The following is a 26,658-nucleotide window of genomic DNA, read 5'->3' on the forward strand; positions in this document are numbered from 1 at the left end:
CCCAAAACGGGCGCCTGCGGCAGCGTGCTGGATGTGTCCGCCAGCCCGTTCAATCACCAGACCGTGGTGCGGGCCGGCCTGCTGGAGCAAGAGTGCGGCGAACTGCTGCGCCGGTTTTTCCGCGAGCGCCGGCTCAGCGCAAAGCGCCTGAAGGCGCCGGCGTCCGGCGAACCGCAAGAATGATCAGCGCCGCCACCACGCAGGCCGCTCCAGCGCCATATACGGCCGGGGTATAGGTGAGCAGTAGGGTGCGCGTCAGCCCCGCGCCATAGGCCGCGGCGGCGGCGCCCAGTTGGTGGGCCGCGAATATCCAGCCGAACAGCATTCCCGCCTGCTCCTTGCCGAAGGCGGCCGTGGCCAGCTTGACGGTGGGCGGCACGGTGGCGATCCAGTCCAGGCCATAGAAGGCGGCGAAGAACGTCAGGCCGTAGAAGGTGAATTCGGAATGGGGCAGCCAGAACAAGGACAGGCCGCGCAGGCCGTAGTACCAGAACAGCAGCTTGCGGTTGTCGTAGCGGTCGGACAGCCAGCCGGAGAAGATCGTGCCGAAGAAGTCGAAGGCGCCCATCATGGCCAGCACGGATGCCGCCGGCACCGCGGAAAGGCCGAAGTCGCCGCACAGTGCAATGAAGTGCGTCTGGATCAGCCCGCTGGTGCTCAGCCCGCAAATGAAGAAGGTGCCGGCCAGTATCCAGAACGTGAGGTTGCCGCGAACGGCGAACAGAACTCGTATGGGATCCAACAGCGACAGGCTGGGCTGGGCGGTGGAAGCGGCCGGGCTGGCTCCGCCTGCGCCGGCATTGCCCGTGGCTGTCGCGCTTGCGCCGTAAGGACGCTGCCCGATGTCCTCGGGGCGGTTGCGCACCAGGCAGAAGGCCAGCAGGGCCACGATGAGAGTAAGCCCCGCAATGGGAAAAATGGAGGATCGCCAGCCGTAGTTGTCGACCAGCCAGGCGGCAAGGGGCAGGAAGGCCAGCTGCCCCGTCGCGATGCTGGCCGTAAGGGTGCCGATGACCAGGCCGCGGTGGGTTTCGAACCAGCGGTTGGTGATGATGGTTCCCAGCACCAGCGCGGTCAGCCCGCTGGCGACGCCGAGCATGATGCCCCATAGCGCCACCAGATGCCAGAACGTGGTCATTTCGACGGCAAGCAGCATGCCGGCCGCCAGGAGGGTGAGCGCGGTCGACATGACGGCGCGCAGGCCGTAGCGATTGATGAAAATGGCGGCGAACGGCCCCAGCAGCCCGTACAGCAGAAAGCGCAGCGCCAGCGCCGAGGATATCTGTTCCGTGCTCCAGCCGTATTCCGCGCTGAGCGGCTTGAGCAGCACGCCCGGCAATCCCAGCGCGGCGGACGAGGTGAGCATGGTCAGGAAGGTGATGGCGGCCATGATCCACGCAAAGTGGACGTTGCGGCGGGACAGCCAAGAGGCGAAGGAAGACGCGAACATAGAGCGGATCGAAGAATCGTTGATGCGGCGTCAACTATACTTGTGCCTGCCTGAAAGAACCAGCCTTTTCGGCATTTCCCTTTCCGGCATTTCATTTCGGGCCTTTTCCCCTTTACGGACGTAACCATGACGCACGCGGCCACGCAGCACCAGCACGACCACTCCCATCACCACCATCATTCCGCGCCCAAGGGCATTTACCTGATCTCGCCATCCGGGGCGGTTGCCGATCCTTCCCGCATCGAGATGGCGCGCGAGCGGCTGGGCGAGCTGGGTTTCAGGACGGTGCTGGATCGCGCCGCGCTGGCCGTGCACGAACGTTTCGCGGGCACGGACAAGCAGCGCCTGGCGGGCATTGCCCGGTCGCTGACGCAAAAGCAGCCCATCGTCATGGCCACTCGCGGCGGCTACGGGCTCAGCCGCCTCCTGCCGTTCATCGATTGGCAGGCCGTGGCCGACAGCGGCAAGATCTTCATCGGCCAAAGCGACTTCACGGTATTCAACCTGGCCTTGCTGGCCAAGACGGGGGCGCCTAGCTATGCCGGTCCGACCGCCGTTTTCGACTTCGGCGTCAAGAAGGTGGACGAGCTCACGGCCGATCTGTTTCTTGAATGCATGCGCGGCGAGCTGGAAATCCTCGGCTTCGAGTCGCCCGGCTCCGACCCGGTGGATGCGCGCGGCATCTTGTGGGGCGGCAACCTGGCCATGGTGGCTTCCCTGGTGGGTACGCCCTACCTGCCCAAAATCAAGGGCGGCATCCTGTTCCTGGAAGACATTTCCGAGCATCCGTTCCGGATCGAGCGCATGCTGACCCAGCTGTGGCATGCCGGCGTGCTGGCCCGCCAGAAAGCCATTGTGCTGGGCCGGTTCACCGACTACCGTCTGGCCGCGCACGACAACGGCTTCGACATGCCCTCGGTCGTGCGCTGGCTCAGGGAACATGTGAAAGTGCCCGTGGTCACAGGCCTTCCGTACGGCCACGTCAAGGTCAAGGCCACCTTGCCGATAGGCAGGAAGGTGGGCATCGCCACCGAGGACGACATGGCGCATCTGGTGCTGGAAGAGCATCTGTAGTGCGTTGTCCGGTTGTTGACGGCGATAGCGCTGGCCAGGCGGGCCGATCCCGGCAAAGCACTCGGTACATCGAGCCTGGCTTGGTTTCCGCGGGCATCGTGCATGCCCGCGGGGCGTACTTGTCTTGAACCTTGTTAAACTAGCAGGTTATCCGGCCTTTTTTGAATCGATAGAAATTAAGTGATCTCCACCGCAAACCTCACCATCCAGTTCGGCCCCAAGCCGTTGTTTGAAAACGTCAGCGTCAAGTTCGGCGAAGGCAACCGCTATGGGCTCATCGGGGCCAATGGCTCCGGCAAGTCCACCTTCATGAAGATCATCGGGGGCGACCTGGAGGCCAGCGGCGGCAACGTTTCGCTCGACCCGGGCGTAAGGCTGGGCAAGCTGCGCCAGGATCAGTTCGCCTACGAAGACATCCGCGTGCTGGACGTGGTGCAGATGGGGCACGAGGAAATGTGGCAGGTGATGGCCGAGCGCGACGCCATCTATGCCAATCCCGACGCCACGGAAGAAGACTACATGCACGCGGCCAACCTGGAAGCCAAGTTCGCCGAGTACGACGGCTACACGGCCGAGTCGCGCGCCGGCGAGCTGCTGCTGGGCCTGGAGATTCCCGTGGAGCAGCATAACCTGCCCATGCGCGAAATCGCGCCCGGCTGGAAGCTGCGCGTCCTGCTGGCCCAGGCGCTGTTTTCCAATCCCGACGTCCTGCTGCTGGACGAGCCGACCAACAATCTGGACATCAACACCATACGCTGGCTGGAAGACGTGCTGAACGGCTACCAAAGCACCATGATCATCATCAGCCACGACCGGCATTTCCTGAACCAGGTGTGCACGCACATGGCCGATCTGGATTACCGTGAGCTGCGCATCTACCCGGGCAATTACGACGACTACATGATGGCGTCCACCCAGGCCCGCGAGCGCATTTCGGCGGTCAATGCCAAGGCCAAGGAGCGCGTGGCCGAGCTGCAGGATTTCGTGCGCCGCTTTGCGGCCAACAAGTCCAAGTCGCGCCAGGCCACGTCGCGGCTCAAGCAGATCGACCGCATCAAGGCCGAAACCATCGAGGTCAAGCCTTCTTCGCGCCAGAATCCCTATATCCGCTTCGAGCAGAACAAGGTCATGCACCGGCTGGCCGTCACCATTGAGGGTATTGCCAAGTCCTTCGACCACCCGGTCATCCATCCTTTTTCGGCCATGGTCGAGGCTGGCGAGAAAATCGCCATCATCGGCGCCAACGGGGTCGGCAAGACGACGCTGCTGCGCATGCTGGCGGGCGACCTTGCCGCCGACAAGGGCAGCGTCAAGTGGTCCGATAATGCCGATATCGGCTATATGGCCCAGGACGTTTCCGAACAGTTCCAGTCCGACAAGAACCTGTTCGACTGGCTGTCCGATTACCGCCAGCCGGGCGACGACGACCAGGCCATGCGTTCGGTGCTGGGCCGCCTGTTGTTCTCGGCCGACGACATCGTCAAGGCGGTCAAGGTGCTTTCGGGCGGTGAGAAAAACCGCATGAGCTTCGGCCGGCTGATGCTGGGCCGCCATAACGTGATGCTGCTGGACGAGCCCACCAACCACCTGGACATGGAGTCCATCGAATCGCTGCAGTATGCATTGGAAAAATACGAAGGCACGCTGGTCTTTGTTTCACACGATCGCGAGTTCGTGTCGGGGCTGGCCACGCGCATCATCGAAATCCTGCCCGACGGCAAGCTGATCGACTACATGGGCGGCTACGACGACTACCTGGCCTCCCGGGGCATCGAGGCCTGATCGGCAGGGCAATCGTTCCAGTTTCAATCGGCGCATGGCGCCGATTTTTCTTCGGGCCTGGCCTTTTATGCTGTATACGCTGACGGAACCCAGTACCTATCAGGAGGAAATCCGCAAGAGCCGCTTCCTGGCGGCGGCTGCGCCGGTACGCAGCGCCGACGAAGCCATGGGTTTTTTTGCCGCGCACGGGGTGGGCGAGGCGACGCACAATTGCTGGGCCTACCGCATCGGCAACGCCTACCGCTTCAACGACGACGGCGAACCGGGCGGCACGGCGGGCCGGCCTATTCTTCAGGCCATCGAAGGCCAGCAATGCGACCGCGTGGCGGTGCTGGTGGTGCGCTGGTTCGGCGGCGTCAAGCTGGGAACCGGCGGCCTGGTGCGCGCTTATGGCGGGGTGGCGGCGCAATGCCTGCGCCTGGCGGCCCGCGTCGAGGTGGTGGAAGAGGCGCGGCTATTGCTGCGTTGCGCGTTCGGCGAGATGGCGCTGGTGCAGTCGCGCCTGGCCGGCTTCGGCGCGCGCATCGAGGCCGAGGAATTCGACGGGCAGGGCGTGTGCTGGCGGTTGGCCGTGGCGCGCGGCCAGGTTGCCGCCCTGATCGAGATGTTCGTCAATGCGACGCGGGGGCGGGGGACGTACACCCTGGAGGGCGATCCGGAGGGGAACCGGACGAACGCAGCGCGCGGCTGAAGCGCAGCATGTCGAAGCAGCTCTCGACCATGTCGGCGGCCCGGGTTTCCATGTCGAAGCTCTGGGGCATGAACAGCCAATCGCCGATCAGACCAGTAATCATGGCGTGCATCAAGACCGCGGCCTGCCGCGGGTCGAGGCCGGCCGGCAACTGGCCCAGGGCGATGGCGCTGCGCAGGCTGCGTTCGATGTGCGTGCGGCCGTCCGCGCAGGCTTCCTGGTGGCGCTCTATCACGGAGCGCATTTCGTCGGTATATTCGCACTTGTTGAACAGGATTTCCAGCACCCGGCGGCGCTGCGGATTGCGCACGGTTTCGCGCAGGATCAGGGTGACTACCTTGTGCAGCGTGCCGATGGGATCGCTGTCGGGATCGTTGTCGCGGCATTTTTCGACCATGGTTTCCATGGGCAGGCGGATGCGGTCGAACATAGCGGTGAACAGATCGGCCTTGTTCTTGAAATGCCAATAAATGGCGCCGCGCGTAACGCCCGCCGCCTTGGCAATTTGCTCGAGCGAGGTCCGGGATACGCCGTTTTCATGGAATATGAGTTCGGCGGTGTCGAGGATCCGATGGCGGGTTTCGAGGGCTTCTTCTTTGGTGCGGCGAACCATTTCGTTTGTACCTGACGAATCCACGGCTTGACCCGGACGGCTGCGCCGGATTTGCCGGCTGGGGACCGATGGATTTCCTGCTTTACCTTCACGATTGAAGGTATATATAATGGCAGCCGCAGATCGGATGGACCGTGCCAGCTTGACTGGTATTCAGTATACCCGTCTTCATCGCCCGTCGCTTTGTATCCAATAACCCAGTCCTGGCATAGAGGTCGCTCCATGCGTGTTGGTCGGATTCCCCCGAAGGGGGCTTATTGCTTTTTTACCGCTGTGGCGCTGCTGGCGCTGGCCGGCTGCAAAAAAACGCAGCCGCCGCCCGACAAGCCCGTGGAGGTCGGCGTCGTCACGGTGCATCCGCAAAGCGTTGCAGTGACCACCGAACTGCCGGGCCGCACTTCGGCCTACCTGGTCGCCCAGGTGCGCGCGCGGGTCGACGGCATCGTTCAGCGCCGCGATTTCAAGGAAGGCAGCCAGGTCAAGGAAGGCCAGCGCCTTTATCAGATCGATCCCGCTCCCTACCGGGCGGCGCTGGACAGTGCAAAGGCCGCCTTGCTGAAGGCGCAGGCCAATCTTGCTTCCACATCCGCCCAGGCCGATCGGGACAAGGTGCTGGTGGCGGCCAATGCCATCAGCAAGCAGGACTACATCAATGCCGTCGCCGCGCAAAAGCAGGCCGCCGCCGACGTCGCGTCGGGCAAGGCCGCCGTCGAGATCGCGAAGATCAATCTTGGCTATACCAATGTTGCCTCGCCCATTACGGGAACCATCGGCCTGTCCAATGTGACGCCGGGCGCGTATGTGCAGGCAAGCGCCGCCACGCTGATGGCCACGGTCCAGCAGACCGACCCTATTTACGTGGACGTCACGCAATCGACGGTCGACCTGATGCGTTTGCGCCGCGAGCTGGCGAACGGCCAGTTGCAGGCCGCGGGCCCCAACGAGGCCAAGGTGCGGCTTGTGCTGGACGACGGGTCGGTTTATCCGCTCGAGGGCAAACTGGAGTTCGCCGACATCACGGTCGACCAGACGACGGGAAGCGTGAAGCTGCGCGCCGTGTTTCCCAATCCCAAACATATTCTGCTGCCCGGTTTGTTCGTGCGGGCCCGTTTGCACGAGGGCGTCAACGAGCATGCCATGCTGGTGCCGCAGATCGGCGTCACGCACGATGCCAAGGGGGCGCCCACGGCGCTTGTCGTGGGGGCAGGCAACAAGGTGGAATTGCGCACGCTGGTCGCAAGCCGCACCCAAGGGGCGGACTGGATCGTCGACGGCGGCTTGAATCCGGGCGAAAAAGTCATCGTCGCCGGAGTCCAGAAGGTGCGGCCCGGCTCGGTGGTCACGCCGGTCGAACAGCCGGCGGCCGTGGTGGCGCGGAGCGCCGAAGCGCCAGCGCTGCAAGCGCCATCCAATCCCGCATCCTCCGCCAAAGCGCAATAATCGGGGATCCGTTACATGGCCAATTTTTTCATTGATCGCCCTATCTTCGCCTGGGTGATCGCCATCGTCCTGATGCTGGCCGGCGCCTTGTCCATCACGACCTTGCCGGTTTCGCAATACCCGACGATCGCTCCGCCCGCGGTGCAGATACGCGCTACGTACTCCGGAGCTTCGGCCCAGACCGTCGAAGACACGGTCACGCAGGTGATCGAGCAGCAGATGAACGGACTGGATCACCTGCAGTACATGTCCTCGACCAGCGACGACTCGGGTACCGCCGTGATCACGCTCACCTTTGCCGCGGGCACCAATCCCGACGTGGCCCAGGTGCAGGTGCAGAACCAGCTTCAGTTGGCCTCGCCGCTTTTGCCCCAGGCCGTGCAGCAGGCCGGCGTCAAGGTTTCGAAATCGAGCAGCAGTTTCCTGATGGTGCTGGCGTTCATTTCCACCGACGGCAGCATGACGAAATACGATCTGGCGAACTACCTGGCCTCGCGCGTGCAGGATCCTGTCAGCCGGGTCAACGGGGTCGGCACGGTCAGCGTGTTCGGCACTCAGTACGCCATGCGCATCTGGCTCGATCCCGATAAATTGACTCGCGTGAACCTGACTCCGGTGGACGTGGTCACTGCGTTGCAAGGGCAGAACGTGCAGGTTCCGGCAGGGCAACTGGGCGGCGCGCCCGCCGTCAAGGGCCAGATGCTGACGGCGACGATCAGCGAGGCGACCTTGCTGCGCACGCCGGAGGAGTTCGGCAACGTGCTGCTCAAGGTCAATCCCGACGGCTCGCAGGTGCGCATCAAGGATGTGGCGCGGCTCGAGCTGGGCGGCGAGAACTACAATTTCGACACCAAATACAGCGGCGTGCCGGCCGCCGGCCTTGGCATACAACTGGCCACCGGCGCCAACGCCCTGCAGACCGCCAAGCTGGTGCGGGCCAGAGTCCAGGAGCTTTCCAAATACTTTCCCGCCGGCCTGGAGGTCAAGTATCCCTACGACACGACGCCGTTCGTGAAGCTTTCCATCGAGGAAGTGGTCAAGACGCTGCTTGAAGGCATCGTGCTGGTGTTCCTGGTGATGTACCTGTTCCTGCAGAACTTTCGCGCGACGCTCATTCCGACGATCGCCGTGCCGGTGGTGCTGCTGGGTACGTTCGGCACGATGGCGATGGTGGGTTTTTCCATCAATACCTTGTCGATGTTCGGGATGGTTCTGGCCATCGGCCTGCTGGTCGACGACGCCATTGTCGTGGTGGAGAACGTCGAGCGGGTGATGGCCGAGGAGGGGCTTTCGCCGCATGACGCCACGCGCAAGGCCATGGGGCAGATCACCGGAGCGCTGGTCGGGGTGGCGCTGGTTTTGTCGGCGGTGTTCGTACCGATGGCGTTTTCGGGAGGCTCGGTCGGCGCCATCTACCGGCAGTTCTCGCTGACCATCGTGGCGGCGATGATACTGTCGGTGCTGGTGGCGTTGATCCTCACGCCGGCGCTGTGCGCGACCATGCTCAAGCCCATTCCCAAGGGCCACCACATGGAGAAGACCGGTTTCTTCGGGTGGTTCAACCGCACGTTCGACAATGGCCGGGCCAAATATCATTCCGGCGTCGAACGCGTCATCAGGCGTCCGCGCCGGTGGCTGCTCTTGTATGCCCTGATGTTCCTGGTCATCGGTTTCCTGTTCATGCGCCTGCCCACGTCGTTCCTACCGGACGAAGACCAGGGTTCCATGCTGATCCAGGTGCAGACCCCGCCCGGCGCTACCCTGGAGCGCACGCAAAAGGTGCTCGACGACGTCAGCGATTATCTTCTCAATACCGAAAAGGAAGTGGTCGATTCCACCTTCGAGATCGTGGGCTTCAACTTCGCGGGGCGCGGCCAGAATTCGGGCCTGGTGTTCGTGCGCCTCAAGGACTGGGACGAGCGCGCGGCAGCCAAGGACAAAGTGCAGGCGCTTATCGGACGGATCTTCGCGCATTTTTCGACGTATAAGAATGCGGTGATCATTCCCATCAATCCGCCTCCCATACCCGAGCTCGGCACGGCCTCGGGCTTCGACTTCGAACTGGAAGACCGAGGGGGCCTGGGCCATGACGCGCTGATGGCCGCGCGCAATCAGTTGCTGGCGGAGGCGGCCCAAAGCCCCGTGCTGACGCGCGTGCGCCCCAACGGTCTGGACGACCAGCCGCAGTTCAGTGTCCAGATCGATCGGGAAAAGGCCAGCGCGCTGGGCGTGGCGCTGCCTGCCATCGACCAGACCTTCTCCATTGCCTGGGCCTCTTCCTACGTCAACAACTTCCTCGATACCGACAACCGCATCAAGCGCGTGTACGTTCAGGCGGATGCGCCTTTCCGCATGAATCCGGAAGACCTGAACCACTGGTACGTGCGCAATATGCAGGGCAGCATGGTGCCGTTCTCGTCGTTCGCCACAGGCAAGTGGAGCTATGGGTCGCCCAAGCTCGAACGCTACAACGGCGTGTCGTCGATGGAAATCCAGGGCAGCCCGGCGCCCGGGCGAAGCACGGGCGATGCCATGGACGAGATCCAGAAAATCGCCAACAAGCTGCCCGCGGGCATCGGCTACGAATGGACCGGCATTTCCTTCCAGGAACGTTTGTCGGGTTCGCAAGCCCCCATCCTGTATGCGCTGTCCATACTCGTGGTGTTCCTGAGCCTGGCCGCCTTGTACGAAAGCTGGTCGATTCCATTCTCGGTCATCATGGTGGTGCCCCTGGGCATCATCGGCGCCATGCTGGCGGCGACGGGCCGAGGCTTGTCGAACGACGTGTACTTTCAGGTGGGGCTGTTGACCACGGTGGGGCTGTCGGCCAAAAACGCTATCCTGATCGTCGAGTTCGCCAAGGAGCTGCAGGCGCAGGGCATGACGGCGGTGGCGGCGGCAATGGAGGCGGCGCGCCTGCGGCTGCGGCCCATCCTGATGACGTCCATGGCCTTCATACTTGGCGTGCTGCCGCTGGCTATCAGCAATGGCGCGGGCTCAGCCAGCCAGCATGCCATCGGCACGGCCGTGATCGGCGGAATGGTGACCGCCACATTCCTGGCGATCTTCATGATCCCGATGTTCTTCGTCGTGATCCGCGAGAAATTCTCCAAGAAAAAGCCGGCGCATTCCGTGGCCGCCCCCGCGGCCCAGGCCGCAGCTGCCGGCGATGATTCGGTTACTGAAGGGCGTTGAGCATGCGTAAGTTTTCCTTGCCTTGGGTTCTTGCACTGGCGGCCAGCGCGGCCGGATGCTCCTTCGCGCCGGACTATCAAAGGCCGGCCTTGCCCGTTGCGGCGAGTTTCCCCGCCGGGGAGGCCTACCGGTACGGCGAACCTTCCCCCGGGACGCAGAACCAGCCGGCTCCCGACATCGGCTGGCGTGATTTCTTCGGCGATCCTCGTCTGCACAAGCTGATTGAACTGGCGCTTGCCAACAACCGCGACTTGCGGGTGTCCGCCCTGCGTGTGCAGGAAGCGGCGGCGCAATATCGCATTGTCCGCGCCGGCCTGTTTCCCACGGTCGATGCCAATGCCAGCCGCAGCCGGACGCGCACGCCGCTGGATCTGACGTCGTCGAGCCAGGCCATAAGCAATGTCTATTCGGTCGGCCTGGGCGCGGCGGCGTGGGAGCTGGATTTCTGGGGCCGCGTCCGCAGCCTCAAGAGCCAGGCCCTGGCCCAGTACCTGGCCACGGCCCAGGCCCGCAAGGCCGCGGAAATCTCGCTGGTTTCCCAGGTGGCGGACCAATACCTGGCCATGCTCGCCTACGACGAGCAGCTCGAGGTGACGCGCAAGACGCTGGCCGCCGCGCAAAGCTCCTACAAGCTGGCCAAGCTGCAGTTCGACGTGGGCGCGGGTTCGGAACTGGACTTGCGCGAAGCGCAGGGCGTCGTCGAGCAGGCCGAGGCCAATTTGTCGGTGCAGACGCGGCTGCGTGCCCAAGCGGAAAATGCGTTGGTCCTGGTGGTCGGAAGCGCCTTGCCGGACGACCTGCCCGCGCCCTTGGGGCTGGATGACCAGAGCATCCTGGCGGACATTCCCGCCGGCCTGCCGTCCGACTTGCTGACCCGGCGGCCCGACATCATCCAGGCCGAGGAAACGCTGCTTGCCGCCAATGCCAATATCGGCGCGGCGCGCGCGGCGTTCTTCCCCAAGATCAGCCTGACGGGCCAGTTCGGCACCGCCAGCCCCACGCTGGATGGCCTGTTCAAGTCGGGGTCGGCGGCCTGGTCGTTTGCTCCCCAGATTTCATTGCCCATTTTCGACGCGGGAAGCAACCTGGCCAATCTGGATATTGCGCACCTGGAGAAAAACGTGGCGATCGCGCAATACGAAAAAGCCATCCAGACGGCTTTTCGCGAAGTGTCGGACGGGTTGGCCGCCCGCGGCACCTACGACAGCCAGATCGATGCCCAGAAGCGCTTTGCCGCCTCGCAGCAGCGCAGGCTGGATCTGTCCAACCTGCTCTACAAGAACGGGGCCGCCAGCTACCTGACGGTGCTGACCGCGCAGAACGACCTGTATGCAGCGCAGCAGGCCTTGATTACGGCAAGAATGCAGCGCCTGACCAATCTGGTCGATCTGTACCAGTATTTGGGCGGAGGCTGGATCGAGCACACCGGCGATGCTCCAAGACCCGCCGACGCTCCCGCCCGGCCCGTGGTGGCCACGCATTGAGCCGTCAGTAGCTGGTGGTTTGCCCTGGATTGCTCCAGGGCTATCCAGCAAGCTGCATCGGCTGCGCAGCGTGGAAGCGCCGTCTTGCCACGGCCCGCCCCAGAGCGGGGGGGCCTCGTTTATTTTTTCTGTTCTTGCTCGATCTCGCTGTGCACCTGGGCCATGTCCAGGGCCTGCACCTGCGAGATCAGCTCGTCCAGCTGGGGCGCCGACAAGGCGCCGGCCTGGTTGAACAGCAGGACCTGCTCGCGAAACACCATGAGCGTGGGAATGGAGCGTATGCCCAGGCCGCCCGCCAGCTCTTCCTCTTCTTCGGTGTTGATCTTGCCGAAGACGATGTCGGGATGCTTTTCGGAGGCGGCCTCGAAGGTGGGCGCGAAGCTGCGGCACGGCCCGCACCAGGAAGCCCAGAAGTCTACGATCAGGGTCTTGCCGTCCTTGATGGCGTCCTGGAATGAATCTTTGTTCAGATTGATGGTGCTCATGGAGGATCCCGAAAAAAAAGCGGCCCGCTTCGGCCGCTTTGGGTGGTGGGTTGTAGGGCCTGTTAACAGGCCCTAGTGTACTGGTTTCTTGCGACCCGGGTGGATGATCAGCCTGGGAAGAAGGCGTATTTGATGACGAAAAGCACGGCGACGATGAGGGTCGCCATATGGATGTCGCGGAACTTGCCGGTGATGGCCTTGAGCACGACGTAGCTGATGAAGCCGAAAGCCAGGCCGTTGGCGATGGAATAGGTGAACGGCATGATGATGGCGGCGAGGGCGGCCGGGGCGGCTTCGGTGACGTCGCTCCAGTCGATGTCGGCGACTTCGCGCAGCATGAGGCCGGCGACGTAAAGCAGCGCGGGAGCTGTGGCGTAGCCGGGAACGGCGCCCGCCAGCGGGGAGAAGAACAGGGCCAGCAGGAACAGGACGGCGATGACCAGCGCGGTGAGCCCGGTGCGTCCGCCCGCCTGCACGCCCGATGCGCTTTCGATGTAGGCGGTCGTGCTGCTGGTGCCCAGGAAGGAGCCGGCCACGATGGCGGTGCTGTCCGCCAGCAGGGCGCGGCCCAGGCGGTTGGGCTTGCCTTCGGGGATGAGCCCGGCGCGCTTGGCCACGCCGATCATGGTGCCGGTGGCGTCGAAGACTTCAACCAGCACGAACACCAGAATGACATGCAGGAAGCCGGTGTGCAGGGCGCCCATGATGTCCAGCTGGAAGAAGGTGGGGGCCAGGCTGGGCGGCATGGCGAACACGCCGTGGAACTGGTTGTTGCCGGTGATCATGGACAGCACGGTGATGATGATGATGCCCAGCAGAATGGCGCCGCGCACCTTGAGCGCGTCGAGCGCGGCGATGATGAAGAAGCCCAGGATGGCGAACAGCGTAGGCGCCGCAGTGAGGTTGCCCAGGCCGACAATGGTGGCCTTGTTGGGGACGACGATGGCGGCCCCGTTGGGGCCCAGCGCGATGATGGCCAGGAACAGGCCGATACCGGCGGTGATGGCCGAGCGCAGCGACTTGGGTATGCCCGCGATCAGCCATGAGCGGATGCCGGTTACGGTCAGTATGACGAATACAAGGCCGGAGATGAAGACCGCGCCCAGGGCTTGCTGCCAGCTGTAGCCCATGGCCGCCACCACGGTGAAGGCGAAGAACGCGTTCAGGCCCATGCCCGGCGCCATGCCGATGGGCCAGTTGGCCACGAAGGCCATGATCAGCGTGCCCAGCGCCGCGGCGAGGCAGGTGGCGACGAAGACCGCGTTATGATCCATGCCCGTCGTCGATAGAATGGCTGGATTGACAAAGATGATGTAGGCCATGGTCAGGAAGGTGGTGAACCCGGCCAGAAGCTCCGTTCGAGCATTGGTGCCATGCTCTTTGAGTTTGAAAAATTGTTCCAGCATCTGTTTGTCTCCAGAGGTTAGACAGATTGTTTGTGATGATCGGCGTAACGATAGAATGAAGCCGTCTGCCATTCTAAGGCGATTTTGTGTCCGGATGTACACTTATGCACCATGATTATCATCGGTTTTGAAAGTTCCTGCGACGAAACAGGCGTCGCCCTGGTGTGCACGCAGCGCGGCCTGCTGGCTCATGCGCTGCACAGCCAGATCGCCATGCATCGGGAATATGGCGGGGTCGTGCCCGAACTCGCCTCGCGCGACCACATCCAACGCATCCTGCCTCTTACTGAAGCCACCCTGGGGCAGGCGGGAATTTCGATGGACGACATCGACGCCGTGGCCTATACAGCTGGTCCGGGGCTGGCCGGGGCGCTGCTGGTGGGCGCCAGCGTGGCGCAGGCCTTCGCCTGGGCGCGCGGCCTGCCCGCCATTCCCGTGCACCACCTCGAGGGCCATCTGCTGTCGCCCCTGCTGGCGCAGCCGCAGCCGCAATTTCCGTTCGTCGCCTTGCTGGTGTCGGGCGGACATACGCAATTGATGCGGGTCGACGGGGTGGGCAAATACGAACTGCTGGGCGAGACCCTGGACGACGCGGCGGGCGAGGCCTTCGACAAGACGGCGAAGCTCATGGGCCTGGGCTATCCGGGCGGCCCGGCTTTGTCGCGGTTGGCCGAACAGGGCGATGCGTCGCGCTACGACCTGCCCAGGCCGTTGCTGCATAGCCACGATCTGGACTTCAGCTTCAGCGGCTTGAAGACCGCCGTGCTGACGCGCCTGAAAAACCTGGAAAAGGAAGGCGGCGCATTGAGCGACGCTCAACGGGCGGATCTGGCGGCGGGCACCGAGGCGGTCATCGTGGACGTCCTGGCGTTCAAGGCCGTCAAGGCCATGAAGCAGACGCGCCTGAAGCGCCTGGTCGTGGCTGGAGGCGTGGGCGCCAACCGGCATTTGCGTGCGCGCCTGGTCGAGAGCATGGCGAAGCTGGGCGGCGAGGTGTTTTTTCCGCCGCTTGAGTTTTGCACCGACAACGGCGCCATGATCGCCTTCGCGGCCGCGCAGCGCGTGAACGCGGGACTGGTCGATTTGACCGACGACAGCCATGCTTTCACGGTAAAGCCGCGCTGGGACCTGCAGGACGTTTGCGCATAGCGCCGCAGGCTGCGAATTTCGTCTTTTGCGCCGGGTGTCGTTCGGGCGCGCGGCAGCAAGCGGGGAAGGGCGGTTTGCGCGGGCGTATCAGCGCGGCCGGGTGCCTTGATGCCCGGTTTTTTTCGACCCGATGCGGGTTTCCTTGCCCTGCAGCAGGCGGGCGATATTGGCTTTGTGGCGAAAGCACAAAATCACGCAGATCACGACGATGGCGATGCACAGGACGGGGCTGAATTCCCAGGCGACGTTGCCGCCGAACAGATAGTACAGCGGGGTGAAGATGGCGGCCACGATGGCGGCCAGCGACGAGTAGCGGCTGGCGTAGGCCACGATGATCCAGGTGGCCACCGTGGCGACGGCCAGCCACGGCTGCAGGGCCAGCAGGATGCCCAGGGCCGTGGCCACCCCCTTGCCGCCCTTGAAGTTCAGGAAGACGGGGTACAAATGCCCCAGGAATACCGCCACGGCGCACAGGGCCACGGCGGCCAGGGGCAGGTCGGCGCGTTCGGCCAGGCGCTGGGCCAGCCATACCGCCAGCCAGCCCTTGGCGGCGTCGCCGCACAGGGTCAATGCCGCCGCCCATTTGTTTCCGCTGCGCAGCACGTTGGTGGCGCCGGGATTCCTGGACCCGAAAGTTCTCGGGTCTTGCAGCCCCATGCCGCGGCTGACCAGTACGGCGAACGGGACGGATCCGATCAGGTAAGCGCAGGCAACGGCGGCCAGCACCAGGCCGGACGAGAGTATTGACGACATGTAAGCGAGCTCCACAAAGATTCAGTGAGATTCTACCGTGAGGGTGGGCCAAATCGTAAAAACGAGCGGGTACAATTGGCTACGTTCAGTTGAATTCATGGAAGGGTAATGCGCATACTGGTGGCCAACGACGACGGGTACAACGCCCCGGGCATTGAAGCCCTGGCCGCGGCGCTCAAGGGGCTGGGCGAACTCACCGTGGTGGCGCCCGAAACCAATTGCAGCGGCGCCTCCAATTCGCTTACGCTTAATCGCCCCTTGTCCGTGCGCCAAGCCCCCAACGGCTTTTACTTCATCAACGGCACGCCTTCCGATTGCGTGCATATCGCGCTGACCGGCTTGCTGGATTTCCGCCCCGACCTGGTGGTCTCGGGCATCAACAACGGCGCCAACATGGGCGACGATACGCTTTATTCGGGAACCGTGGCGGCGGCCACCGAAGGCTATCTGTTCGGCATTCCCTCCATCGCGTTCTCGCTCATCAAAAAGGGCTGGGACCACCTGGACAGCGCCGCGCGGGTGGCGCGCCGGGTCGTCGAGCGCCAGCTTGCCCAGCCGCTGGATTCCTTGTTGCTCAACGTCAATATCCCGGCCGTGCCGTTCGAGGCGCTGCAGGGCATGGTGGTCACCCGCCTGGGCAAGCGCCATCCGTCCGAGCCCGTGGTCAAGAGCAGTACGCCCTATGGCGATCCGGTGTACTGGATCGGGCCGGTCGGCACAGTGTCCGATTCCGCCGCCGACACCGATTTCGGCGCCATCGAACAAAACCTGGTTTCCATCACGCCTTTGCGTCTCGACCTGACTCATTACGAACAGCTTCAAGATGTAAAAGTTTGGGCCGAATCGTTATGAACAAACCCGTAAATCGCCACCCGTTTCCGGGCACGCCCAAGCGCGTCGGCCGTGTCGGCGCGGGCCGGGGGTTTTCCGCCGCCAACAGCAATACACGCATTTCGCTTCCGGGGCGGACGCTGGACGTCAGCGCCTTCGCCGCGCCCGCCAGCCATGCCCGCCCGGGCAATCTGGGCCTCAATTCCGACCGTCTGCGCGCCCAAATGATCCAGCGCCTGCGCAACCAGGGCATCCAGGATGAGCGGGTGCTGGATGCCATGATGGCCGTGCCCAGGCATGTGTTCGTCGACGAGGGGCTGGCCAGCCGCGCGTACGAGGACGCTGCCTTGCCCATAGGCCAGGGGCAGACGATTTCCCAGCCATGGGTTGTTGCACGTATGATTTCGGCAATGTGCGAAAATCGCGTTCCGGTTAAAGTACTGGAAGTCGGGGCGGGCTGCGGCTACCAGGCCGCGGTTTTGGCCCAGTTCGTCAAAGAAGTGCATGCCGTCGAGCGCATACGCGGTCTTTACGAGCTGGCCCGCGGCCATTTGCGCGAGTTGAAACTGCAGGGCCGGGTTCGCCTTTCGTTCGGCGACGGCATGCTCGGCTTGCCAAACACCGCGCCGTTCGACGCCATCGTCGTGGCGGCGGCAGGCATTAAAATTCCCCAGGCGCTGCTGGATCAACTGGCGGTCGGGGGGCGGTTAATTGCACCGGAAGGAGGGGCGGCGCAGCGCTTGATACTTATCGAACGGACGGGGCCGGCCGCGTGGCATCGCGAAGAACTCGAATCCGTCCGCTTCGTTCCCCTCAGGGCCGGTACACAGTCATAAGTCAGGTTAGGAGAATCATATGCATGTTGGGACGTCTCGGTCTATCGTCGCGCAGGCGGATCATCGCACTGTGCGCAAGCCTCGGCGAGCTGCTCTCGTGGTTTCGGCGCTGGCCGTGGTCGTGCTGGCGGGTTGCGCCTCGCGCCAAACACGGGCCCCCGTCACCGACTTGTCGAACGGCAACCACCCGGCCGGAACCCAGTCCGCGTCGGGCACCTATGTCGTCAAGCCGGGAGACACGCTGTACAAGATAGCCCAGGAGCACAACGTCGATGTCGCCACACTGGTTCGCCTCAACGGCATCAGCGACCCCAGCCAGCTGAGGGTAGGCCAGACCCTGCGGCTGTCGGGGTCGTCCTCATCGGCCCAGTCCATGCCCGTCACGCCGGTCGCCAAGCCCGAACCCGCACCTTCGCCCGTCGAATCGGCGCCGGCGCGCGCCAGCGATGCTTCCGTCGTTTCATGGGGCTGGCCGGCCAACGGCAAGATCATCCAGGGGTTCAACTCGAACACCAAGGGCATAGACATTGCGGGCGCGGCGGGCGATCCGGTGCTGGCGGCCGCCTCGGGCAAGGTCATGTATGCCGGAAATGGCGTGCGCGGCCTGGGCAATCTCATCCTGCTGGGCCACGACAAGGGTTTCATCACTGCCTACGCGCATAACCAGAAGCTGCTGGTCAAGACGGGGCAGACGGTCAAGAAGGGCGCCAAAATCGCCACCATAGGCCAGACCGACACCACTTCGCCGCGGCTGCATTTCGAGATCCGCCGCAGTGGCACGCCGGTCAATCCCTTGTCCTACCTGCCGTCACGATGACCCCCTGCCTGGTTTTCGACCTGGAAACCATACCCGACGCAGCCGGGCTGCGCCGCTTGAACGACTACGATCCCGGCATGGACGACGTCCAGGTCATCGAAGCGGCCTTGCAGGCCCGGCGCGAGTCGCACGGCACCGATTTCCTGCCCCTGCACCTGCACAAGATCGCGGTGGTCGGCTGCGTGTTTCGCGACGACAACGGCTTCCGGGTGAAATGCCTGGGCCAGGCCGACGATCCCGAAGAGGCCCTCATCGCGGGTTTTTTCAAGACCATCGAGCGCTACACCCCCAGGCTGATCAGCTGGAACGGCTCGGGGTTCGACCTGCCCGTCCTGCACTATCGCAGCCTGATCCACGGTGTCCAGGCCCCGCGCTACTGGGACATGGGCGAAGACGACCGCGACTTCAAATACAACAACTACATCAGCCGCTACCATAACCGCCACATCGATCTCATGGATCTGCTGGCCAAGTACAACGGTCGCGCCAACGCGCCCCTGGACGACCTGGCCAAGCTGTGCGGCTTTCCCGGCAAGCTGGGCATGGACGGCAGCCAGGTCTGGAAGGCCTGGGCCGAAGGCCGCGCCGACGAGGTGCGTGCCTATTGCGAAACCGACGTCGTCAATACCTGGCTCGTGTATTGCCGCTTCCGGCTGCTCAAGGGCGAGCTGGATCCGGCCGGCTACGAGGCTGAAATACAGTTGGTGCGCAGCACGCTGCAGGCCAGCGATGCGCCGCACTGGAAAGAGTACATGGCGGCCTGGGACGCCGCGTAGCAAGATAGTCCGTTCCTATCCCTGTAATCGACTGAAAATAAATTACCATCGATGAAACAGATCGGAAACTGAAAGAGGGCAACAATGGGCTCACCTCTTTTTGAAAGGACTGAATCATGAAGACCAACATGAAATTCCCCCTGGTGCTCAAGGCTGCCGCACTGGCCGCCGCTATTTCGCTGCAAGGCGCCGCCATCGCGGCCCCGGCCGATGGCGCTTCCGCAACGGCGGCGACTGAGCAGGGCGCGGCATCCGCTCCGTCCGGCCACGCCAGGTTCCATCATGGGTCCAAGCATGCGCGCATGCCCATGCACCACGAAAAGGCCGCCCTGTGGGTGCCCGGCTATGGCCCGCTCAGCGCCGCCGGAGTCAAGGTGCTGAACCTCACCGAGTCCCAGTCCAAGCTGCTGTCCGAAGCGCAGGAGGCCCAGAAAGACGCGCGCAAGGCCCAATTCGAAGCCATGCGGGCCGAGCGCAAGGCGCGGTTCGAGCAGCTCAAGGCCGGCAAAATCGACCCTCATGCTGCCGCCAAGCAGTTCGAGGACGCGCACGGCAAGTCAGCCGAAGCCCGCAAGCAGGTTCAGGCCAAATGGTTTGCGGTATGGGATTCCCTGGATGCAACGCAAAAGCAGAAGGTCGCTACCCTGCTCGGCGAGCGCGCCGCCAAATGGGGTGATCACATGAAGCATCGCAAGGGCATGCCTGCGCCTCACGATGGCCAGCCCATGCGTCCCGCCCCCGACGACATGCCCGCGTAAAGACCGGCCTCCAGGGCGGCTTTTGCGATCTTGCGCCGGGTGCGGCAGCCACCGGCGCATGGGGCAAACCGGCGTTGCTCGGCATTGGCATAAAATCCCCACCTGACAGTTTCAATCGCATGGGTTTTTATGTCCGAAGTATTTCATATCGAATCGCTGGATCTCGAGGCGCGCGGCGTCGCCCGCCGCGACGGCAAGGTCGTGTTCGTCGAGGGCGCCTTGCCCGGCGAAAAAGTGCTTGCCGGCATTACGCGGCGCAAATCGTCGTTCGATGTCGCCCGGGCCGAGAAGGTCCTTGTGCCTTCCTCCCAGCGGGCGAAGCCTTTGTGTCCCAGCTTCGGCCTGTGCGGCGGATGCGCCATGCAGCATCTGGAACCTGCGGCCCAGGTGGCCATCAAGCAGCGCGTCCTGGAGGACGCGCTGGTGCATATCGGCAAGGTGGCGCCCGCCTGTATCTTGCCGCCCCTGCACGGGCCGACCTGGGGCTACCGCCATCGCGCCCGCCTGTCCGTGCGCTACGTGAATAAAAAGGGCACCGCCCTGGTGGGGTTTCGCGAGCGTCGCGGCAGCTATGTGGCCGACATGAAAGAATGCCTGGTGCTGCCGCCCCATGTGTCCGCCATGCTGGTGCCGTTGCGCGCGCTCATCGGCGCCTTGTCCGACCCGCGCAGCATCCCGCAGATAGAGGTCGCGGTGGGCGATGCCACCACGGTCCTGCTGCTGCGGCACATGGCGCCGCTGACGCCTGCCGATATTGATTTGCTCAAGATTTTCGGCCAGGAGCATGGCGTATCGTGGTGGCTGCAGCCCAAGGGGCCCGAGACGGTTCGGCCGCTTAGGGACGAGGACGCTGAAACGCTTTCCTATCTGCTGCCCGAATTCGGCTTGCGCATGCCGTACCGGCCCACCGACTTTACCCAGGTCAACCAAGCCATCAACCGGACCTTGATTTCCCGTGCCTTGTCGCTGCTGGGAATCGAACCCGATGATCGCGTGGCCGACCTGTTCTGCGGCCTGGGCAATTTCACCTTGCCGCTGGCCACGCGGACCCGCGCCGTGGTGGGCATCGAAGGCAGCAAGCTCTTGGTCGATCGGGCTCATGACGCGGCAAGGCAGAACGGCCTGGGCGAGCGCACCAGCTTTGCCGTGCTGAATCTGTTCGAGGTCGACGTTCAATGGCTGCGCGACCTGGGATATTTCGACCGGGTTCTCATCGATCCGCCGCGCGAGGGCGCCGAAGCGGTGGCGCGGGCGCTTGCCGCCCTGGCGCCTCGGGAGCGCCCCAAGCGCATTGTCTACGTATCGTGCAACCCGGCGACTCTGGCGCGTGATGCCGGCATCCTTGTCAACGAGGGCGGCTACCGCATGCAGGCGGCCGGCGCCATCAATATGTTTCCGCATACCGGCCACGTGGAGTCGATCGCCGTATTCGAATAGGGAAGGGGTCGCCCCTGTGAGCTCGCCGCCTGCGGGCGGCGGGGCGAGCTGATTTTGTCACCTCCGCGTCGAATTTTCTCGTTTCCTGATATTTCAGTTTCGAAAGTGTTGTCAAGGGAGTACAGCGAATGGCTGTGGCAGCCCGCATTTTCTCTTTGCTCAGAGAGTCAAAGGGTTTTCCCGAGTAGACGTTCTAGCCCAACAAAATTAATCTAAATTATCACTATTTGATATTTTAAGACTTCAAGGGCTGGCCATGAATAAAGACGTCGAGCCGGGTCGTTCCGGCACATTGCACAAAACACCCGCAAATCCCATCACCCCGCAGGACGTTGCCGATTTCCAGCGCGACGGCGTCGTATGCCTGCGCGGCATGCTGGACTCGGGCTGGTGCGACATGCTGCGCGATGCGTCGCTCGAGATGATGGACAGTGGCGCCGGCAGAGTGCGCGAGCCCAAGCTGCAAGAGGGCAAGGGCAGGTTCTATTCCAATGTGTATCTGTCGGATCTCGACGAGCGCTTCCGCCTGCTTCGCGAGGCATCGCCCGCGCCCGAAATCGCCGCCACGCTCATGGGCTGCGAAAGTGTGCGCTTCTACTACGATCAGTTGTTCATCAAGACTCCGGGCACGGCGGCGCCCACGCCCTGGCACAACGACCTGCCGTTCTGGCCGTTTGCCGGCAACGACCTGATCTCCATATGGATTGCGCTGACGCCGGTGTCGGCCAGGACCAGCGGCGTGCAGTATGTGGCCGGCTCGCACCGGTGGAACAAGATGTTCCGCGCCGTGACGCCGGACTACGACCCCCGCTTCCTGGATCCCGCCCTCGAGGAATGCCCCGACTACGGCTCGCCCGATACGCCTTCGGCGGGCAAGGTCTTGTCGTGGGACATGCAGCCGGGCGACGTCTTGTGCCACCATCCCCTGACCGTGCACGGCGCGTCGGGCAATGCTTCGGCCACGCAGACCCGAGTCGGCTTGTCCATCCGCTACCTGGGCAAGGACGTGCGCTGGGATCCCCGCGAGCACACCATGAAGCTGCGCCGCCCGCCCGAGGTGGCGCCTGGCGAATATCCCGAAGACGATGTGGCGTTTCCAACGGTATGGAGCCGACGGCAGGGGTTTTTGCAGCCGCAGGGGCAGGCTGCTCCGAAGTAACCGCTTGGTTCTTGAAAGCGGTTCGGGACGGGCGGGCGGCAATAGGCCGCCCAAGCTCCTAACGTCAGTCGCTTTCGGTCTGGTCCAGCACGCGCCGGGCTTCGGCCTTGACGCGCTCGGGGGCCGTGCCGCCCACGTGCTTGCGGGCCGCCACCGAGCCTTCCAGCGTGAGCACGCCGAAGATGTCCTGCTCGATGGATGGGTGGAAGGCCTGCAGTTCGGCGAGAGTCAGGTCGGCCAGGTCGCAGCCCTTTTCCTCGCAGTTACGCACCGCGTGGGCCACGGTTTCGTGCGCGTCGCGGAACGGCACGCCTTTTTTCACCAGGTAGTCGGCCAGGTCGGTGGCCGTGGCGAAGCCCTGCAGCGCAGCGGCGCGCATGGCTTCCGCCTTGACCTTGATGCCGCTTATCATGTCCACGAAGATGGTCAGGGTGTCTCGTACCGTGTCGGCCGAGTCGAACAAGCCTTCCTTGTCTTCCTGGTTGTCTTTGTTGTAGGCCAGGGGCTGGCCTTTCATGAGCGTGAGCAGGGCCATGAGGTGGCCATTGACGCGGCCGGTCTTGCCCCGGGCGAGCTCGGGCACGTCGGGGTTCTTTTTTTGCGGCATGATGGAGCTGCCGGTGCAGAAGCGGTCGGCCAGGTCGATGAAACCCACGCGCGGGCTCATCCACAGCACCAGTTCTTCGGAAAGGCGCGAGAAGTGCGTCATGACGAGTGCGGCGGCGGCGCAGAACTCGATGGCGAAATCGCGATCCGACACGGCGTCCAGCGAATTGCGGCAGACTTCGTCGAACCCCAGGGTTTTGGCGACGCGCTCGCGATCGATGGGGTACGAGGTGCCGGCCAGGGCGGCGGCGCCCAGCGGCAGGCGATTGACGCGCTTGCGGCAGTCGGCCAGGCGCTCGGCATCGCGGCCGAACATTTCGGCGTAGGCCAGCAGGTGGTGGCCGAAGGTGACCGGCTGGGCGACCTGCAGGTGCGTGAAGCCGGGCAGTATGGTGTCGGTGTGCTGCAGCGCCAACTGGGCCAGGGCGCGGCGCAACTGGCGCAGCAGGTCGATGATGACGTCGATTTCACCGCGCAGCCACAGGCGTATGTCGGTGGCGACCTGGTCGTTGCGCGAACGGCCCGTGTGCAGCCGCTTGCCGGCGTCGCCGATAAGTTCGACCAGGCGTTTTTCGATGTTCAGGTGGACGTCTTCCAGGTCGAGCGACCAGGTGAATTGCCCGGTGGCGATTTCTTCGAGGATCTGCGCCATGCCGCCTTCGATGGCGGCTTTGTCCTCGAGGCTGATGACGCCGACGGCGGCCAGCATGTCGGCATGCGCCAGCGAGCCCTGGATATCCACGCGCGCCATGCGCTGGTCGAAGCCGACCGACGCAGTGTAGCGCTTGACCAAGTCGGAGACCGGCTCGGAAAAGCGCGCCGACCAGGCCTGGGCTTTGTTGGCGAATTGGTTTTGTTCGGAGGGAGGGGTGTTTTTTGGCATAGTGGGAGAATTATAAAGGACGCGGCCGTGGCGGCGGGCCGGCCGAATAAGGTAAGGTTACGCTACGCAAATACACCGCAACAAACAATAAACAGTACATGGAAAATGCCAATTTCTTGATCGACTGGTTCGGCGACGGCTGGGTCAGCCGGAACATGCCCGATGCCGTCTGGGCCCAGGTCTTGCTGGGCCTGGCTGTCCTGGCCCTGCTGGTGATGATCAGTGGGTGGCTGGTCACCCGGGTGTTCGTCTCGATCGCCCGGCGCATGCTGACGGTAACGGGCCACGCCGACTGGTCGCAGGCCCTTACCCGGCGGCGGGTGTTCCGCAGCCTGAGCTACACCGTGCCGCTGCTGGTCATCATCACGAACATCGGGCTGCTGCCCATTGCCGACAAATACGCCAGCATCCTGCTGCGCCTGCTGATCTCCATCGCTCTGGTGTTCACTTTCATGGCCCTGGTGGGGGTGCTCAAGGCCTGGCAGGACACCTATTCATCCACCGCGCGCGGCCAGACGCGGTCCATCAAAGGATACCTGGAGCTGGGCAAGATCCTGCTTTGGGGTGTCTGCGCCATCCTGGTGTTTTCCACCCTGATAGACCGCTCCCCCATCCTGATGCTGTCGGGCCTGGGCGCCTTGTCGGCGGTGCTGCTGCTGGTGTTCAAGGACACGTTGCTGTCCCTGGTGGCCAGCACGCAGATGACCTCCAACGACATGCTGCGCATCGGCGACTGGATCGAAATGCCGCAGGCCAACGCCGACGGCTTCGTCATCGACATCGCCCTGCATACCGTCAAGGTGCAGAACTGGGACAAGACGGTCACCACCATTCCCACCTACAAGCTGTTTTCGGAAAGCTACCGCAACTGGCGGCACATGTTCGAGTCCGGCGGACGGCGCATCAAGCGTACGCTGCGGATCAACGCGGCTTCCGTGCGCTTCCTCAGCGACGACGAAGTGCGGGAGCTTTCCCGCTTCGCGCTGTTGCGCGATTACCTGGCCGAAAAAGAGCAGGACATCCAGGAAAGCAACAAGGCCCTGGGCCCGATCGCAGAGCAGGCCGTGAACCGCCGCCGGCTGACCAACATCGGCACCTTCCGGGCCTACGCCACGGCCTACGTCAAGCAGAACCGCGAGATCCGCCAGGACATGCTTCTGCTGGTGCGCATGATGGAGCCTGACGCACAGGGAATACCGATAGAACTGTATTGCTTCGCGGCCAACACCGCCTGGGTCGAGTACGAGCGCATCCAGGGCGACATCTTCGACCATTTGCTGGCCATCCTGCCGGAAATGTCGCTGCAGCTTTACCAGGCTCCCTCGGGGGCCGATTTCGCCCAGGCCTGGCGTGAGGCGCCGGCTATCGTGCGATAATTTCGGACTTGTTTCCTCATAAAGGCCCTAAATGATGGCGGTCAAGGTTGGGCTTGCCCAGATCAATACGGTGGTTGGCAATTTGCGCGCCAACGCGGCCAAGGTGGCCGAAGCGGCGCATTGGGCCAGGCAGAACGGGGCCGACATACTCCTGACGCCCGAGCTGACGCTTACCGGTTATCCGGCCGAAGACCTGCTGCTGCGGCCCGAGTTCATTCGCCGGCAAACCCTGGTGCTCGACCAGCTGTGCCGCGACCTGGCGCGATATCCGGGCCTGCACGTCGTGGTGGGGCATGTGCACGAGCAGGACGGGGCGCTGTACAACGCCGCTTCGGTGCTGCTCAACGGCCGGGTCGTATGCCGCTATTTCAAGCACGAACTGCCCGACTACGGCGTGTTCGACGAAAAGCGCTATTTCGAGGCGGGCAGCGAACCGGCGGTGTTCACCGTCAACGGCGTGGCTTTCGGCCTCAATATCTGCGAAGACGCCTGGCTGGCCGAAAGTCCTGCCCTGGCGGCCGGGCATGGCGCCCAGGCGCTGCTCATCCTCAATGCGTCGCCGTATAGCGTGGACAAGCAGGCCGAGCGGTTCGCACAGGTCGGGCGCAACGTCAGGGGATTGCCAAGCGTCTATCTGAACAAGGTGGGTGGGCAGGACGAACTGGTGTTCGACGGCGGCTCGTTCGTGCTGGACGGCGCCGGGCAGGTCGTGCAGCGCCTGCCGGTGTTCGAAGAGGCCATGGGCCTTGTCGCCTTCGATGCGCAGGGCGCGCCTGCGCCCTTGTATCCGGCCGCGGCGCCGGCATGGCCAGACAAGCTCGAGCAGGTATACAAGGCCCTGGTTCTCGCGCTGCGCGATTACCTGGGCAAGTCGGGTTTTTCCAGTGCCGTGCTGGGCTTGTCGGGCGGCATCGATTCGGCCCTGGTGCTGGCCGTGGCGGTGGATGCCATCGGCGCGCAAAACGTGCGCACGGTGATGATGCCTTCGCGCTACACCGCCGACATCTCCCTGGCCGATGCGCGCCAGATGGCCCAAGGCCTGGGCGTGCGCTACGACGAGATCGCCATCGGCGGCCTGGCCGATACCTTCGGCGAGGCGCTTGCTGCGCAATTCGCCGGGCTCGAGCCCGATGCCACCGAAGAGAACATCCAGGCCCGCGTGCGCGGCACGCTGTTGATGGCCATGTCCAACAAGTTCGGATCCCTGGTGATCACCACCGGCAACAAGTCCGAGCTGGCAACTGGCTACTGCACCTTGTACGGCGATATGGCAGGCGGCTTCGCGCTGCTCAAGGACGTGCCCAAGACCCTGGTCTACGACCTGGCCCGCTGGCGCAATCGCGAGGCCGTCGTCATCCCCGAACGCATCATCCAGCGCCCGCCGTCGGCCGAGCTGCGGCCCGACCAGACCGACCAGGACAGCCTGCCGCCCTACGACGTGCTGGACGCTATTATCGAGATGTACGTCGAAAAGAACGCGGCGATAAAAAGCATCGAAGAGGCGGGCTTCGATCGCGACGTCGTGGCGCAGGTCGTGCGCCTGATCCGCGTCAACGAATACAAGCGCCGGCAGGGCGCCATCGGCCCCAAGATCACGGCGCGGGCATTCGGGCGCGACTGGCGTTATCCCATCACCAACGGTTATCGCGAATAGACG

The 26,658-nt window shown here is 63.7% G+C and carries 22 protein-coding genes and 1 pseudogene; 17 read left to right on the forward strand and 6 right to left on the reverse strand.

Annotated elements, in window-relative coordinates; all coding sequences use genetic code 11:
* Nucleotides 1-183: pseudogene (locus tag VNT00_RS11540) on the forward strand (tRNA adenosine(34) deaminase TadA); the annotation flags it as partial.
* Here VNT00_RS11540 and VNT00_RS11545 read toward each other — a convergent pair.
* Nucleotides 134-1,450: an MFS transporter gene (locus VNT00_RS11545; protein ID WP_325587586.1), complete on the reverse strand. Its 1,317-nt coding sequence runs from the start codon at nucleotides 1,448-1,450 to the stop codon at nucleotides 134-136. The pseudogene VNT00_RS11540 and the gene VNT00_RS11545 sit on opposite strands and share 50 nt — an antisense overlap.
* Before the next feature lie 126 nt (nucleotides 1,451-1,576).
* On the opposite strand from VNT00_RS11545, the gene VNT00_RS11550 reads away from it, so the two are divergent.
* The 3 genes from VNT00_RS11550 (at nucleotide 1,577) to VNT00_RS11560 (ending at nucleotide 4,997) form a co-directional block, all read left to right on the forward strand.
* On the forward strand, nucleotides 1,577-2,524 hold the full coding sequence (locus VNT00_RS11550) for an LD-carboxypeptidase (protein ID WP_325587588.1): 948 nt from the start codon (nucleotides 1,577-1,579) through the stop codon (nucleotides 2,522-2,524).
* Nucleotides 2,525-2,704: 180 nt separating this feature from the next.
* Nucleotides 2,705-4,306 carry an ABC-F family ATPase gene (locus VNT00_RS11555; RefSeq protein ID WP_325587590.1) on the forward strand — a complete coding sequence of 534 codons (1,602 nt, stop codon included), beginning with the start codon at nucleotides 2,705-2,707 and terminating at the stop codon, nucleotides 4,304-4,306.
* Nucleotides 4,307-4,373: 67 nt separating this feature from the next.
* A complete protein-coding gene (locus VNT00_RS11560; RefSeq protein ID WP_325587592.1) occupies nucleotides 4,374-4,997 on the forward strand; it encodes an IMPACT family protein in 624 nt (207 codons plus the stop codon).
* On the opposite strand, the gene VNT00_RS11565 is transcribed toward VNT00_RS11560, so the two are convergent.
* Nucleotides 4,918-5,610 (reverse strand): TetR family transcriptional regulator, encoded by a 693-nt coding sequence (locus VNT00_RS11565; RefSeq protein ID WP_325587594.1) that lies wholly within the window; start codon nucleotides 5,608-5,610, stop codon nucleotides 4,918-4,920. The genes VNT00_RS11560 and VNT00_RS11565 overlap by 80 nt on opposite strands.
* A gap of 222 nt (nucleotides 5,611-5,832) precedes the next feature.
* On the opposite strand from VNT00_RS11565, the gene VNT00_RS11570 reads away from it, so the two are divergent.
* The 3 genes from VNT00_RS11570 to VNT00_RS11580 are packed head-to-tail and all read left to right on the forward strand — an operon-like array spanning nucleotide 5,833 to nucleotide 11,729.
* Complete coding sequence (locus VNT00_RS11570) at nucleotides 5,833-7,050, forward strand: efflux RND transporter periplasmic adaptor subunit (RefSeq protein WP_325587596.1); 1,218 nt, start codon at nucleotides 5,833-5,835, stop codon at nucleotides 7,048-7,050.
* 15 nt (nucleotides 7,051-7,065) lie between these two features.
* The gene (locus VNT00_RS11575; RefSeq protein ID WP_325587598.1) at nucleotides 7,066-10,245 is read left to right on the forward strand and encodes an efflux RND transporter permease subunit; all 3,180 of its coding nucleotides are present in this window, start codon (nucleotides 7,066-7,068) and stop codon (nucleotides 10,243-10,245) included.
* Between the two features lie 2 nt (nucleotides 10,246-10,247).
* The gene (locus tag VNT00_RS11580; protein ID WP_325587600.1) at nucleotides 10,248-11,729 is read left to right on the forward strand and encodes an efflux transporter outer membrane subunit; all 1,482 of its coding nucleotides are present in this window, start codon (nucleotides 10,248-10,250) and stop codon (nucleotides 11,727-11,729) included.
* Between the two features lie 119 nt (nucleotides 11,730-11,848).
* On the opposite strand, the gene trxA is transcribed toward VNT00_RS11580, so the two are convergent.
* Both trxA and VNT00_RS11590 read right to left on the reverse strand, forming a co-directional pair.
* A complete protein-coding gene (trxA, locus tag VNT00_RS11585) occupies nucleotides 11,849-12,214 on the reverse strand; it encodes a thioredoxin (protein ID WP_325587602.1) in 366 nt (121 codons plus the stop codon).
* A gap of 107 nt (nucleotides 12,215-12,321) precedes the next feature.
* On the reverse strand, nucleotides 12,322-13,620 hold the full coding sequence (locus VNT00_RS11590; protein WP_325587604.1) for an NCS2 family permease: 1,299 nt from the start codon (nucleotides 13,618-13,620) through the stop codon (nucleotides 12,322-12,324).
* Between the two features lie 111 nt (nucleotides 13,621-13,731).
* Here VNT00_RS11590 and tsaD point away from each other — a divergent pair, with 111 nt between their 5' ends.
* The gene (gene tsaD / locus VNT00_RS11595) at nucleotides 13,732-14,769 is read left to right on the forward strand and encodes a tRNA (adenosine(37)-N6)-threonylcarbamoyltransferase complex transferase subunit TsaD (protein ID WP_325587606.1); all 1,038 of its coding nucleotides are present in this window, start codon (nucleotides 13,732-13,734) and stop codon (nucleotides 14,767-14,769) included.
* Nucleotides 14,770-14,856: 87 nt separating this feature from the next.
* On the opposite strand, the gene plsY is transcribed toward tsaD, so the two are convergent.
* On the reverse strand, nucleotides 14,857-15,522 hold the full coding sequence (gene plsY, locus VNT00_RS11600; protein WP_325587608.1) for a glycerol-3-phosphate 1-O-acyltransferase PlsY: 666 nt from the start codon (nucleotides 15,520-15,522) through the stop codon (nucleotides 14,857-14,859).
* Nucleotides 15,523-15,630: 108 nt separating this feature from the next.
* Here plsY and surE point away from each other — a divergent pair, with 108 nt between their 5' ends.
* From surE to VNT00_RS11635, 7 genes are all read left to right on the forward strand, one after another.
* Nucleotides 15,631-16,374 (forward strand): 5'/3'-nucleotidase SurE, encoded by a 744-nt coding sequence (surE, locus tag VNT00_RS11605; protein ID WP_325587610.1) that lies wholly within the window; start codon nucleotides 15,631-15,633, stop codon nucleotides 16,372-16,374.
* Nucleotides 16,371-17,189: a protein-L-isoaspartate(D-aspartate) O-methyltransferase gene (locus tag VNT00_RS11610; protein ID WP_325587612.1), complete on the forward strand. Its 819-nt coding sequence runs from the start codon at nucleotides 16,371-16,373 to the stop codon at nucleotides 17,187-17,189. The genes surE and VNT00_RS11610 overlap by 4 nt, the downstream gene beginning before the upstream one ends.
* A gap of 19 nt (nucleotides 17,190-17,208) precedes the next feature.
* On the forward strand, nucleotides 17,209-18,006 hold the full coding sequence (locus VNT00_RS11615; protein WP_325587614.1) for a peptidoglycan DD-metalloendopeptidase family protein: 798 nt from the start codon (nucleotides 17,209-17,211) through the stop codon (nucleotides 18,004-18,006).
* Complete coding sequence (locus VNT00_RS11620) at nucleotides 18,003-18,782, forward strand: 3'-5' exonuclease (protein WP_325587616.1); 780 nt, start codon at nucleotides 18,003-18,005, stop codon at nucleotides 18,780-18,782. The genes VNT00_RS11615 and VNT00_RS11620 overlap by 4 nt, the downstream gene beginning before the upstream one ends.
* Before the next feature lie 116 nt (nucleotides 18,783-18,898).
* The gene (locus tag VNT00_RS11625; protein WP_325587618.1) at nucleotides 18,899-19,540 is read left to right on the forward strand and encodes a Spy/CpxP family protein refolding chaperone; all 642 of its coding nucleotides are present in this window, start codon (nucleotides 18,899-18,901) and stop codon (nucleotides 19,538-19,540) included.
* 129 nt (nucleotides 19,541-19,669) lie between these two features.
* Nucleotides 19,670-20,977, forward strand: a complete 1,308-nt coding sequence (gene rlmD / locus VNT00_RS11630; protein ID WP_325587620.1) for a 23S rRNA (uracil(1939)-C(5))-methyltransferase RlmD — start codon at nucleotides 19,670-19,672, stop codon at nucleotides 20,975-20,977.
* Nucleotides 20,978-21,233: 256 nt separating this feature from the next.
* The gene (locus VNT00_RS11635; RefSeq protein WP_325587622.1) at nucleotides 21,234-22,136 is read left to right on the forward strand and encodes a phytanoyl-CoA dioxygenase family protein; all 903 of its coding nucleotides are present in this window, start codon (nucleotides 21,234-21,236) and stop codon (nucleotides 22,134-22,136) included.
* A 64-nt stretch (nucleotides 22,137-22,200) separates the two neighbouring features.
* On the opposite strand, the gene argH is transcribed toward VNT00_RS11635, so the two are convergent.
* Complete coding sequence (argH, locus tag VNT00_RS11640) at nucleotides 22,201-23,625, reverse strand: argininosuccinate lyase (protein ID WP_325587624.1); 1,425 nt, start codon at nucleotides 23,623-23,625, stop codon at nucleotides 22,201-22,203.
* 98 nt (nucleotides 23,626-23,723) lie between these two features.
* Between argH and VNT00_RS11645 the strand changes: the two genes are divergently transcribed.
* Both VNT00_RS11645 and VNT00_RS11650 read left to right on the forward strand, forming a co-directional pair.
* Nucleotides 23,724-25,001 (forward strand): mechanosensitive ion channel family protein, encoded by a 1,278-nt coding sequence (locus VNT00_RS11645; RefSeq protein WP_414650925.1) that lies wholly within the window; start codon nucleotides 23,724-23,726, stop codon nucleotides 24,999-25,001.
* A gap of 31 nt (nucleotides 25,002-25,032) precedes the next feature.
* Nucleotides 25,033-26,655, forward strand: a complete 1,623-nt coding sequence (locus VNT00_RS11650; protein ID WP_325587626.1) for an NAD+ synthase — start codon at nucleotides 25,033-25,035, stop codon at nucleotides 26,653-26,655.
* The last annotated feature ends 3 nt before the right edge of the window (nucleotides 26,656-26,658 follow it).

Origin of the sequence: Eoetvoesiella sp. (assembly GCF_035555955.1) — a bacterium.
In the GTDB taxonomy this organism is placed as follows: Bacteria; Pseudomonadota; Gammaproteobacteria; order Burkholderiales; family Burkholderiaceae_B; genus Eoetvoesia.